Source organism: Klebsiella sp. RCJ4 (genome assembly GCF_009025755.1).
In the GTDB taxonomy this organism is placed as follows: Bacteria; Pseudomonadota; Gammaproteobacteria; order Enterobacterales; family Enterobacteriaceae; genus Klebsiella; species Klebsiella michiganensis.
In genome coordinates this window covers 194,900-206,890 of sequence record NZ_WCIN01000041.1, presented here as the reverse complement: position 1 = coordinate 206,890, position 11,991 = coordinate 194,900, and the positions used below count along the sequence as shown (strand labels likewise).

Sequence of the window (11,991 nt, the reverse complement as noted above, 5' to 3'; positions counted from 1 at the left end):
TCAGTCCTGTAAGCGGGCGATCTCTTCGCCAAACTCTTTGATATCTTCGAAGCTGCGATAGACGGAAGCAAAGCGGATGTAGGCGACTTTATCGAGCTTCTTCAGCTGCTCCATCACCAGGTTGCCGATCATTTTGCTCGGCACTTCCCGCTCGCCGGTCCCGCGCAGGTGGGTTTTTATATGGTTAACCGCCATTTCGACATCGTCTGAGCTGACCGGGCGCTTCTCCAGCGCTTTCAGCATACCGCTGCGCAGTTTGTCCTCATTAAAAGGCTCGCGCACGTCGTTGCTTTTTACGACTCGCGGCATCACCAGTTCCGCCACTTCAAACGTCGTAAAACGTTCATTACAGACCAGACACTGACGACGACGACGCACAGAAGAGCCCTCGCCCACCAGACGAGAGTCGATAACTTTGGTATCTACGGCGAAACAGAAAGGGCAATGCATGGCGCGTCCTGACATGTAGTTAAACTAACGGGTAGTTTACCGCGAAGTGACCCGACAACAAAGAAAGAGCTTTTGAGACAAAGGATCTATAGTGCGATTATCCGATCGGTCTACCATTAAGCATCCTCTGTTAACGGAATCCCAACTATGACAAGACGTTATTTAAAGCTGGCCATCGTGGGTAGCATTTTCACCCTCAGCGCCTGCGCGCAGCAAAGCGAAATCCGCCAGATGAACCAGAGCGTGAGCACGCTGAGCAAAGAGATGACCCAGCTCAACCAGCAAACGGTCAAAATTACCCAACAAAACGTGCTGAATGCGAAATCGAGCAGCGGCGTATACCTGCTGCCGGAGGCGAAAACGCCGGCCCGTCTCAAAAGTCAGATTGGTACGCTGCGCATGTCGCTGCTCAATATCGCGCCGGATGGCGACGGTACGCGCCTGACCCTGCGTATCCAGGGTGAATCAAACGATCCGCTGCCGGCCTTTAGCGCGACGGTCGCCTCCGGGCAGATCAGCGGCACCACCGATAGCTATCAGGAAGTTAACGTACAAAATCAGCTGATTAGCGCGCCGGCAAGCGTTCTGGCGCCGAGCGACGTCGATATTCCGCTACGCCTGAATGGCGTAACGCCCGAGCAGGTTGGCTTTGTCCGCATCCACGATATCCAGCCCGCAAACACGCCGTAACGCCCTCAGCCGGATGCCCTGAACATCCGGCTCCCCTCCCCTCATGCTAATCCACTTACAGATTTTCCATTCAGTTCACTAAAAATTGCCAGAATTTATGAATTTCGGTGGCATTCCCGCAAGAAATGCATAAAATCGTGAACGCAATCGATTACGCATATGTTCGTTATGTGAAACAACACATATTTTTGTGAGCAATGATTCCTATAATAGACGCCACAGAAATACGAAATATTTAGAAACGCTTCGGCGCTTCTTTTAACGCCTTCAGGCTTAATTTAAACAGTGGCATCATTATGAAAAAAACATTACTGGCAGCCGGCGCAGCTCTGGCGCTCTCCGCATCTTTCTCTGCCAGCGCGGCAGAAAACGACAAACCGCAATACCTGTCTGATTGGTGGCACCAGAGTGTAAACGTGGTGGGTAGCTACCACACTCGTTTTGGGCCGCAGATCCGTAACGATACTTATCTGGAATATGAAGCGTTCGCCAAGAAAGAGTGGTTTGATTTCTATGGCTATATGGATGCGCCGGTATTCTTCGGTGGTAACACCAACGCGAAAGGTATCTGGAACCACGGTTCTCCGCTGTTTATGGAAATTGAGCCGCGCTTCTCCATCGACAAACTGACCGGTACCGACCTCAGCTTCGGCCCGTTCAAAGAGTGGTATTTCGCTAACAACTATATCTACGACATGGGCCGCAACAAGTCCGGTCGTCAGAGCACCTGGTATATGGGTCTGGGTACCGATATCGATACCGGCCTGCCGATGAGCCTCTCGCTCAACGTCTATGCGAAATATCAGTGGCAAAACTATGGCGCATCAAACGAGAACGAGTGGGACGGCTACCGCTTCAAAGTGAAATACTTCGTGCCGCTGACCGACCTGTGGGGCGGTTCACTGAGCTATATCGGCTTCACCAACTTTGACTGGGGCTCCGATCTGGGCGATGACAACGCTTATGATTTGAACGGTAAGCATTCACGCACCAGCAACTCCATCGCGTCCAGCCATATCCTGGCGCTGAACTACGATCACTGGCACTACTCCGTCGTGGCGCGTTACTTCCACAACGGCGGCCAGTGGGCGGATGACGCGAAGCTGAACTTCGGCGACGGCGACTTTAACGTCCGCTCTACCGGCTGGGGTGGTTACTTCGTGGTCGGCTACAACTTCTAATCGGCTCGATGATCCCCGGCAACTACGCCGGGGATCATAAAAGCTAACGCTCTTCGCATCTCACCTTACGCAAGAAATCACTCAATGAGCGATCGGCTCGTTCGCTGAAATGACGCCCGGTGGCGGAAATCTCCAGACAGCGGTCGAGGCGAAAACAGCGATAATCTTCCCGCAGTTCGCACCATGTCACCAGCAGCCAGCGCTCGCCCCAGAAAAAAAGCCCCAGCGGCAGTACGTCACGCTGCGACACGTTTCCCGCTTCATCGCGATAGCGCAGCCCCAGCGCCTGCTGGGCGGAGACTGCCCGATGCACTATATCAAACTGATCTTTACTATAGCCCTGCGCACCAAAGTCCGGTGCGAACACGCGCGACTGCTCCGCCTTACGCCGGCTCTCGGCAGGCAAAATGGCCAGCACTTTTTCCTGCGCCGACTCCAGCGCCTGGGACAGCGAGGCGCCGCCCCAGGTTTGCAGCAGCCGTATAGCGGCCATCAGCGCTTCCGATTCCTGAGTTGTCAGCATCAGCGGCGGTAGGTCATAGCCCGCCAGCAGCCGGTAGCCGCTCCCGGCTTCCCCCTCAACCGGGACGCCGGAGAGCGAGAGGTCGCGAATATCACGGTAGATGGTGCGCTCTGACACGCCGAGCCGCTCGGCCAGCAGCCCGGCGGTGGTTAATCTCCTCCCGCGCAGGATCTGGACGATTTGAAAAAGACGGTCGGCGCGTCGGCTCATTTCTGTTTTCTCATTTACGCGGGTTGGTGAAGGCCAATCCGATTACCCTCACTGTCGATAAACAGGGCAATCGTGCCGATATCGTCCGCCAGCTCAAGGGGGCCAAACGCACAGCTTCCGCCCGCCGAGTTGACGCGATCGAGCGTGGCCGCCAGATTGTCAGTATGCAGATAGATAATACATCCCTGATCGGAGGGCTTAACGCCATCGAACTTTGCCAGCGCGCCGCCGGGAGCCGAATCCTCATGCGGGAAAACGGCCATCTCGATGCAATCCATTTTTTCCCGACGCAGCGTCACCTGCATCACCGGCTCGTAAAACGCCACGGCACGATCCATCTCCGCAACCGGGATCTCAAACCAGTTAATTACGTTGTTCATACATCCTCCTGTCCATTGTTTGGGTTCAGGAGGAGTGTAAGACAGACCTACTGACAGCATTGTGTCAGTATGGTGCGCACACCAGCGCGCGCTCGGGACTCAGCAGCCACGGACGCAGGTATCCCACGGTACTGGAAAATGGCAGCACCTCTTCAGGAAGCACAATGCCAAGCTGCTCGCCGATATACAAGCGCCGGGCGACGATACGCTGCCAGAGTTCGGGATAGCGCTGCGCCAGCTCCCGACGCAACGCGCTATCGGCAAGCGCCACGGTATCTTCAATGCTTGCGCCGCCGTAGCCCGGGCGGGAAGGAATGATGTCGATTTGCAGTATCATCCCGCTTTGCAGGCAGGCGGTTGAATGGGGGCCAATGGGCGAACAGAGCCACTCCTCATCCGCGACCAGATGCCCCGGATTCAGGTGCCAGTGATATTCCGCCTTCGGCAACGCTTGCTCTATCAGCGCATACATATCGCCGCCGCGCATGCCGATGCGCAGATTTTCCAGCCAGTTCACCACCGCGTTGAAATAGGGCTTCGCCACGACCTCGAGGTAATCAGCCACCTCGGGCGCCAGTTCGCTCTCATCGGCCACCACGTAGGCGGCGCGGCTGCTCAGGCCGCCTTTGAAGCCGGTGGTCAGCGAGAATTTATCTCCGCGCTGAATCACCTTATCGCCCGGATAGAGATTCGCCCAGGCGAAGCGCTCGCCGGTAGCGGCAATCATCACCACGCTATTAGGCTGCCCTTCCGCCGCCAGCAGCGCGCCGATTTGCTTTTCCGTTTTACCCGGCGCAACGGCGTTAAGCGCGGTGAGAATCGCGGTGGAAGCCAGATTTGCGCCGTACTCATAGTGCGCCAGCTCGTTGGCATTATTGGTGACTCGCGCTCCGCTTGCCGGGTCGATAAAAATGCCGGTGGCGTTAGTTAATCTTGCCTGCGGGCCGGCGGCCTGGCGAATAGCATCCACGATAAAAGCAGGCAGATCGAACATCTGCGCGCGGTCATCCGCCGCGCCGGTAAAGAGCTTCCAGCCCGCCAGGCCAATTCGTTTTTCCGCCGCAACGCCTGCCTCCTGAAGCCGCTGAGCCAGCGTTTTACCGGTTTCCATCGGCTGATTGGGCAGCGAAAACCACGGGGCGTGAATCACACGGTTTTCCAGCCGGGCATGGCCTGCCAGCTTGAGATTCTCGTTACCCAGCACCAGCACCGCCTCGCCGTCCCGATGCAGCACCAGCAGCGCCTCTTCGAAACGGGGAATAAAGCCGGTGAGATACTCAAAGTTGCCGCCGTGCTCTTTGTCGGCATAGACAATAAGCGTGTCTACGCCGGACTGACGCATATTTGCCAGCACCCTGGACTTGCGCAGCCGCAGCGTGTCGTCGTTAAGCGTAACGGAAGGCACATCGTGCCAGAGCGGGGGGTGAGGAACGGTGGAAAGCGTTACGACAGCCATCGGCATTTCTCCATGTCATTGCGTGCTGATACGGGAGAGTAACCAAAATCCGGGCGGCTGTAATAAAAAAATCCCGGCCTTGCGACCGGGATTCGTTTTATCGCTACGCGATTGCCTTACGGCAGAATTGACGGCTGATCCGCCCCTTCTTTCTCGACTTTCTGCTGCAGCATGTGCTCGCGCTTCATGCCCAGCTTCAGCGCCAGCGCGGACGCGACGTAGATAGAAGAAGCCGTACCGATGGAGACACCGATCAGCATGGTCAGCGAGAAGCCTTCCAGAATCGGACCGCCGAAGAGGTACAGCATCAGGATAACCATCAAGGTCGTTCCGGAGGTGATCAAGGTACGGTGCAGCGTTTGCGTCAACGACACGTTAAAGATTTCGTACGGCGTACCGCGGCGAATCTTGCGGAAGTTTTCACGAATACGGTCGGATACCACGATACTGTCGTTCAGCGAGTAGCCGATAACCGACATCAACGAGGCCACAATGGTCAGGTCGATCTCGATATGCAGTAGCGACAGCACGCCCATGGTGATCACCACGTCGTGCGCCAGCGCGATAACCACCCCTGCCGCCAGACGCCACTCAAAGCGGAAGCCGACGTAGATCAGGATACACACCAGCGCGGCTATCAGCGCCAGCGCGCCGGTCTGCGCAAGGTCCGCGCCAACGCTCGGCCCCACAAACTCAATACGTTTGACCGTCGCGTTCTGGCTGGTCGAGTCGTTAATCACGCTAACGACCTTGCTGCCCAGCTCCTGGCTGCCGTTGGCGTCATGCACCGGCGGCATACGCACCATGATGTCGCGGCTGCTGCCGAAGTTTTGCAACTGCGGCTCTTCAAAGCCCGCCTTCTGCAGCGACTGACGCACCTGGTCCATATCGACAGGTTTTTCGAGGGTGATCTCAATCACCGTACCGCCGGTGAAATCCAGACCCCAGTTAAACCCGCGCACGCCAATAATAGCGATGGACAAAATCAGCAGAAAACCTGAAATGCCGAAAGCCCAGTAGTCCCAGCGCATAAAGTCCCAGACTTTACGGCCGTGGTTCAATTGTTCAACAGTATATTCCTGTGCCACAACGCACTCCTCAGATAGACAGCTTTTTAACGCGCTTGCCGCCGTACAGCAGGTTCACGATGGCACGGGTGCCGACGATAGCGGTAAACATTGAGGTCGCAATACCGATACCGGTGGTAATCGCAAACCCTTTAATGGCACCGGTACCGACCGCGTACAGGATAATGACTTTGATAAGCGTCGTAATGTTGGCATCAAAGATGGAGCTGAACGCGCCGCGATAACCTTCGTCAATCGCCTGCTGCACGGAGCGCCCGTTGCTCAGCTCTTCTTTAATACGTTCGTTAATCAGAACGTTCGCATCGACCGCCACCGCAAGGGTTAACACGATCCCCGCAATCCCCGGCATGGTCAGCGTCGCCCCCGGAATCAGGGACATAATGCCGACAATCAGCACCAGGTTAGCCACCAGCGCAGAGGTCGCAATCAGGCCGAACTTCTTGTAGAAGAAGATCATAAACAGGATGGAGACCACCAGACCGGCCAGACACGCTTCCAGGCCCTGCTTGATGTTCTGCATACCGAGGGTTGGACCGATGGTCCGTTCTTCAACAATCTGAATCGGCGCAATCAGCGCGCCTGCACGCAGCAGCAGGGAGAGCTGGCGCGCTTCGGTCGGGTTGCTGATGCCGGTAATACGGAAGCTGTTACCCAGACGAGACTGGATGTTGGCGATGTTAATCACCTCTTCCTCTTTCGCCAGAATCGCGCGCCCGCTGGCATCTTTCTTCCCGCTGTCTTTGTACTCCACAAACAGGGTCGCCATCGGTTTACCGATGTTGTCCTTGGTGAAGTTAGACATGATGTTGCCGCCAGCGCTATCCAGGGAGATGTTAACCTGCGCCTGGTTGTACTCATCCATGCTCGACGTCGAGTCGGTGATGTGGTCACCGGTGAGGATGACGCGCTTGTACAGCACAACCGGCTGGCCTTCGCGGGTATATTTCACTTCAGAGTCGCCCGGAACGCGACCGGAGGCCGCCGCGGCGCTATCAACGTTAGTGTTAACCAGACGGAATTCCAGGGTCGCGGTCGCGCCGAGGATCTCTTTCGCACGCGCGGTGTCCTGGATACCCGGCAGTTCAACCACAATACGGTCGGCGCCCTGACGCTGAACCAGAGGTTCGGCAACGCCCAGCTGGTTTACACGGTTACGCAGGATATTGATGTTCTGCTGAACGGCATATTCGCGGGCTTCTTTCAGACGGTCGTCGGTCATCACGGCTTTCAGGCCAGTGCTGCCCTGAGTGGAGATAACCAGATCGCGGTGACGAGGGCTAAGGTATGAGATAGCCTGGTCGCGCGCGGCGCTGTCGCGGAAAGCGATGCTCAGGCCATAGTTGTCTTCTTTACGCACGGTCGCGTAAGGAATGCCTTTATCACGCAGTTCGCTGCGCAGGCTGTCGATATTTTGTTCCTGCAGTTTGCCCAGCGCGGTGTCCATGTCGACTTCCATCAGGAAGTGCACGCCGCCGCGCAGATCAAGACCCAGCTTCATCGGCTCGGCATACAGGGCCGCCAGCCAGCGCGGGGTTGCCGGAGCAAGGTTAAGCGCCACGACGTATTTGTCACCCAGCACGCCCATCAGCGCTTCGCGCGCGCGCAGCTGGATATCAGTGGTGTCGAAGCGCGCAAGAATTGCGCCCTCTTCCAGTGCCACAGACTTCGCGGTAATTTTTTCTTCTTGTAGTGTTTTCTGGACCTGGATCAGCGTTTGCTCACTGGCGGCGACGCCGCGCGCGCCAGTGATTTGAACGGCCGGATCCTCACCATACAGGTTGGGAAGCGCATACACTAAGCCGACGACAATGACGACGACCAGCATGACGTACTTCCACAAAGGATAACGGTTTAACACGGCAGTTCCCTTAGGGAAAATGGGTAATTACAGCGCCTTCATGGTGCCTTTCGGCAGAACGGCAGCTACGAAGTCACGTTTGATAACCACTTCAGTGGTATCGTTCAGCGCGATAGCGATGTAGCCGCTTTCCGCGACTTTAGTGACGCGCCCAACCAGGCCACCGTTGGTCAGTACTTCATCGCCTTTGGCAATGGAGTTCATCAGGTTTTTATGTTCCTTGGTGCGTTTCTGCTGTGGGCGCAGGATCATGAAGTAAAAAATCAGACCAAACACCACCAGCATCAGGATCAGAGACATCGGGCTGCCCTGCGCCGCGCCACCGGTTGCTGCTACCGCATCAGAAATAAAAAAGCTCATTGAAATTCCCTCATTATTAAAATTAGTCAACGTTCAAAGGTGGAACGGTTCGACCCTGACGTTGGTAAAAATCGGTCACGAAGCTCTCTAATTTACCCTCTTCAATAGCCTTGCGTAAACCAGCCATTAAGCGCTGATAGTATCGCAGGTTATGAATGGTATTGAGTCGCGCGCCCAATATTTCGTTGCAACGGTCAAGATGATGCAAGTAAGCGCGTGAATAGTTGCGACAGGTGTAGCAATCACATTCTGCATCCAGCGGCGAAGTATCGCTCTTGTGCTTCGCGTTACGGATTTTCACCACGCCGTCGGTGACGAACAGGTGGCCGTTGCGCGCATTGCGCGTCGGCATGACGCAGTCGAACATATCGATCCCGCGACGCACCCCTTCAACCAGATCTTCCGGCTTACCGACGCCCATCAGGTATCGCGGCTTGTCGGCCGGGATCTGCGGGCAGACGTGCTCCAGAATACGGTGCATATCTTCCTTCGGCTCGCCGACAGCCAAACCGCCGACAGCGTAGCCATCAAAGCCAATCTCTACCAGACCTTTAACAGAGATATCACGTAAATCTTCGTAAACGCTGCCCTGAATGATGCCAAACAGCGCGTTTTTGTTGCCCAGACCGTCAAACCGATCGCGGCTGCGCTTCGCCCAGCGCAGGGACATTTCCATTGAGCGCTTAGCGTAATCCCAGTCCGCCGGATACGGCGTACATTCGTCGAAGATCATCACGATATCGGAACCGAGATCGTACTGAATCTCCATGGATTTTTCCGGATCGAGGAAAATCGGATCGCCGTTGATCGGGTTGCGAAAGTGCACGCCCTGCTCGGTGATTTTGCGAATATCGCCGAGGCTGAAGACCTGGAAGCCGCCGGAGTCGGTGAGGATCGGTCCTTTCCACTGCATAAAGTCGTGCAGATCGCCGTGCAGCTTCATGATCTCCTGACCAGGACGCAGCCACAGATGGAAGGTGTTGCCGAGGATGATTTGCGCGCCGGTCGCTTCAACTTCTTCCGGCGTCATCCCTTTCACGGTGCCATAGGTGCCAACCGGCATAAAAGCTGGCGTTTCAACGACGCCGCGCTCAAACACAAGACGGCCGCGGCGCGCGCGACCATCGGTGGTATCTAACTCAAATTTCATTATCACTCCCGCGTCAGAAAAACAGTCTGACGTTTAACGACTCGCTACGGAATGATTCCATAGCTAATAAATTCCTGAAGGCGTCAAAATAACCAGCGCGACAGCCTTCTTATGGGCGCTCAAAAATAGCCTGCGGATTGTACGTGATAAACATCGCGTCCCCGTAGCTAAAAAAGCGATATTTTTGTTCTACCGCAGCCTTATAGGCGTTCATGGTGTGCTGATAGCCGGCAAATGCGGAAACCAGCATAATCAGCGTGGATTCAGGCAGATGGAAGTTGGTCACCAGCGCATCAATGACTTTGTACTGATAGCCCGGGTAGATGAAAATCTGCGTATCGCCGAAGAAAGGCTCAATCAGGTCGTTTTTCGCCGCCTGCGCCGCGCTTTCCAGCGAACGCACCGAGGTCGTGCCCACCGCAATCACCCGGCTGCCGCGCGCTTTTGCCGCCAGCACCGCATCGACCACCTCCTGCGGCACTTCCGCATATTCAGAGTGCATAATATGCTCTTCAATGCTGTCTACGCGTACCGGCTGGAAGGTTCCTGCCCCCACGTGCAGCGTGACGAACGCCATCTCAACGCCCTTTTCGCGAAGCTTCGCCAGCATCGGCTGGTCAAAGTGCAGGCCGGCGGTTGGCGCCGCGACGGCGCCCGGTTTTTCGCTGTATACGGTCTGATACAGCTCGCGGTCGGCGTCTTCGTCAGGACGATCGATGTACGGCGGCAGCGGCATATGGCCGATAGCGTTGAGAATGTCCAGCACGCTGCGCGCGTCGTCGAACTCAACTTCAAACAGCGCGTCGTGGCGCGCTACCATGGACGCTTTAATGCTTTCATCGTCGCCGAGCAGCAGCGCCGCGCCCGGTTTCGGCGCTTTAGACGCGCGAATATGTGCCAGAATACGTTTATCATCGAGCATGCGCTCGACCAGCACCTCAATCTTGCCGCCGCTGGCTTTACGGCCAAACAGGCGGGCCGGGATCACGCGGGTATTATTAAAAACCAGCAGATCGCCAGGGTTGAGCTTGTCGAGTAAATCGGTGAAAGTACCGTGCGTCAGCGCGCCCGTCGGCCCGTCTAATGACAGCAAGCGGCAGCTGCTGCGCTCGGGCATGGGATAGTGGGCAATCAGGGATTCGGGTAATTCAAAGGAGAAATCGGCGACGCGCATGGCATATACTCATGACTTAAAAACAGGCGGCTTAGTCTAGTGCTCACACCTCTTCGCTGCAACAACTAGCCGTATCCGGATAACGAATCGCATGAATTTTCTCGCACACCTGCACCTCGCCCATCTCGCTGACAGCTCCCTTTCCGGTAATTTACTGGCCGATTTCGTTCGCGGCGACCCCGCCGGCGAGTGGCCCGCTGACGTCGTGGAGGGCATTTTTATGCACCGCCGGATCGATGTACTGACGGATAACCTGCCCGAAGTCACCGAAGCCAAAGGGTGGTTTCGTCCCGAAACGCGCCGGGTCGCGCCAATTACGCTGGATGTGATGTGGGACCATTTCTTATCACGCCACTGGACGCAGCTGTCGCCCGAGCTGCCGCTGCCGGAGTTTGTCCGCTACGCCCACGCCCAGGTCTCGTTTATTTTGCCCGATTCCCCGCCGCGTTTTGTCAATCTCAACGAATACCTGTGGTCAGAGCGCTGGCTTGAACGCTATCGGGATATGGCGTTTATTCAGCGGGTTCTGAACGGTATGGCCAGCCGCCGTCCGCGGCTGGACGCCCTGCGCGACTCCTGGCAGGATCTGGATACCCATTACGATCGTCTTGAGCAGCAGTTCTGGCGCTTCTACCCGCAGATGATGGCGCAGGCGAAAAAAGGTGAACTGTAAAAGATTGCGCTTTTTTGGCAAAAGACTATTCTGAATAGCCGTTTCAAATAACGATTGATAGGCAAAACCTATCTCATCGATTGTCAGCGTCACGTTGAGTTCGCCGACGCCTCTCCCTATACTTGCCCGCGTTGCGTTCCAATTAACCTTAGTATTAACAGGAGAATCATATGGTTCTGGTTACTCGTCAGGCTCCGGACTTCACCGCGGCAGCGGTTTTAGGTAACGGCGAAATCGTTGAGAAATTCAATTTCAAACAGCACACCAGCGGTAAAGCCACCGTTCTGTTCTTCTGGCCGATGGACTTCACCTTCGTTTGCCCGTCTGAACTGATCGCGTTCGATAAGCGCTACGAAGAATTCCAGAAACGCGGCGTAGAAGTGGTTGGCGTTTCTTTTGACTCCGAGTTCGTCCACAACGCTTGGCGTAACACCCCGGTAGACCAGGGCGGCATCGGCCCGGTTAAATACGCCATGGTTGCTGACATCAAACGCGAAATCCAGAAAGCGTACGGTATTGAGCACCCGGACGAAGGCGTTGCCCTGCGTGGTTCCTTCCTGATCGACGCCAACGGCGTTGTTCGTCACCAGGTGGTTAACGACCTGCCGCTGGGCCGTAACATCGACGAAATGCTGCGTATGGTTGACGCGCTGCAGTTCCACGAAGAGCACGGCGAAGTTTGCCCGGCGCAGTGGGAAAAAGGAAAAGAAGGTATGGCCGCTTCTCCGGAAGGCGTCGCTAAATACCTGACCGAGAACGTATCCAGCCTGTAATCGGCGTACGTTCGGCAAAAGGCTC

The 11,991-nt window shown here is 56.0% G+C and carries 13 protein-coding genes; 4 read left to right on the top strand and 9 right to left on the bottom strand.

Translation table 11 applies throughout. The annotated features are described in order from the left end of the window. A complete protein-coding gene (gene nrdR / locus F8562_RS19875) occupies positions 1 to 450 on the bottom strand; it encodes a transcriptional regulator NrdR (protein ID WP_014228162.1) in 450 nt (149 codons plus the stop codon). Between the two features lie 147 nt (positions 451 to 597). Here nrdR and F8562_RS19870 point away from each other — a divergent pair, with 147 nt between their 5' ends. After that, positions 598 to 1,140 (top strand): DUF3251 domain-containing protein, encoded by a 543-nt coding sequence (locus tag F8562_RS19870; RefSeq protein WP_004848204.1) that lies wholly within the window; start codon positions 598 to 600, stop codon positions 1,138 to 1,140. A gap of 296 nt (positions 1,141 to 1,436) precedes the next feature. Further along, positions 1,437 to 2,321, top strand: coding sequence for a nucleoside-specific channel-forming protein Tsx (locus F8562_RS19865; protein ID WP_014837575.1), 885 nt, complete (start codon positions 1,437 to 1,439; stop codon positions 2,319 to 2,321). 43 nt (positions 2,322 to 2,364) lie between these two features. On the opposite strand, the gene F8562_RS19860 is transcribed toward F8562_RS19865, so the two are convergent. From F8562_RS19860 to queA, 8 genes are all read right to left on the bottom strand, one after another. Beyond that, complete coding sequence (locus tag F8562_RS19860) at positions 2,365 to 3,054, bottom strand: helix-turn-helix transcriptional regulator (RefSeq protein WP_014228161.1); 690 nt, start codon at positions 3,052 to 3,054, stop codon at positions 2,365 to 2,367. A 14-nt stretch (positions 3,055 to 3,068) separates the two neighbouring features. Then, positions 3,069 to 3,434 carry a VOC family protein gene (locus F8562_RS19855; RefSeq protein ID WP_014837574.1) on the bottom strand — a complete coding sequence of 122 codons (366 nt, stop codon included), beginning with the start codon at positions 3,432 to 3,434 and terminating at the stop codon, positions 3,069 to 3,071. Positions 3,435 to 3,498: 64 nt separating this feature from the next. Continuing rightward, positions 3,499 to 4,890, bottom strand: coding sequence for a M24 family metallopeptidase (locus tag F8562_RS19850; RefSeq protein WP_014837573.1), 1,392 nt, complete (start codon positions 4,888 to 4,890; stop codon positions 3,499 to 3,501). Between the two features lie 116 nt (positions 4,891 to 5,006). Further along, positions 5,007 to 5,978, bottom strand: a complete 972-nt coding sequence (gene secF, locus F8562_RS19845) for a protein translocase subunit SecF (RefSeq protein ID WP_004848195.1) — start codon at positions 5,976 to 5,978, stop codon at positions 5,007 to 5,009. 10 nt (positions 5,979 to 5,988) lie between these two features. Beyond that, complete coding sequence (secD, locus tag F8562_RS19840) at positions 5,989 to 7,836, bottom strand: protein translocase subunit SecD (RefSeq protein ID WP_071886312.1); 1,848 nt, start codon at positions 7,834 to 7,836, stop codon at positions 5,989 to 5,991. A 27-nt stretch (positions 7,837 to 7,863) separates the two neighbouring features. Then, the gene (gene yajC / locus F8562_RS19835; protein ID WP_004099423.1) at positions 7,864 to 8,196 is read right to left on the bottom strand and encodes a preprotein translocase subunit YajC; all 333 of its coding nucleotides are present in this window, start codon (positions 8,194 to 8,196) and stop codon (positions 7,864 to 7,866) included. A gap of 22 nt (positions 8,197 to 8,218) precedes the next feature. Continuing rightward, on the bottom strand, positions 8,219 to 9,346 hold the full coding sequence (gene tgt / locus F8562_RS19830) for a tRNA guanosine(34) transglycosylase Tgt (protein WP_004129667.1): 1,128 nt from the start codon (positions 9,344 to 9,346) through the stop codon (positions 8,219 to 8,221). 109 nt (positions 9,347 to 9,455) lie between these two features. Further along, positions 9,456 to 10,520: a tRNA preQ1(34) S-adenosylmethionine ribosyltransferase-isomerase QueA gene (queA, locus tag F8562_RS19825; RefSeq protein ID WP_014837571.1), complete on the bottom strand. Its 1,065-nt coding sequence runs from the start codon at positions 10,518 to 10,520 to the stop codon at positions 9,456 to 9,458. Positions 10,521 to 10,611: 91 nt separating this feature from the next. Here queA and acpH point away from each other — a divergent pair, with 91 nt between their 5' ends. Continuing rightward, positions 10,612 to 11,193 carry an ACP phosphodiesterase gene (gene acpH / locus F8562_RS19820; protein WP_014228156.1) on the top strand — a complete coding sequence of 194 codons (582 nt, stop codon included), beginning with the start codon at positions 10,612 to 10,614 and terminating at the stop codon, positions 11,191 to 11,193. Between the two features lie 170 nt (positions 11,194 to 11,363). Beyond that, positions 11,364 to 11,966 (top strand): peroxiredoxin, encoded by a 603-nt coding sequence (locus tag F8562_RS19815; RefSeq protein ID WP_004099418.1) that lies wholly within the window; start codon positions 11,364 to 11,366, stop codon positions 11,964 to 11,966. Positions 11,967 to 11,991: the final 25 nt, after the last annotated feature.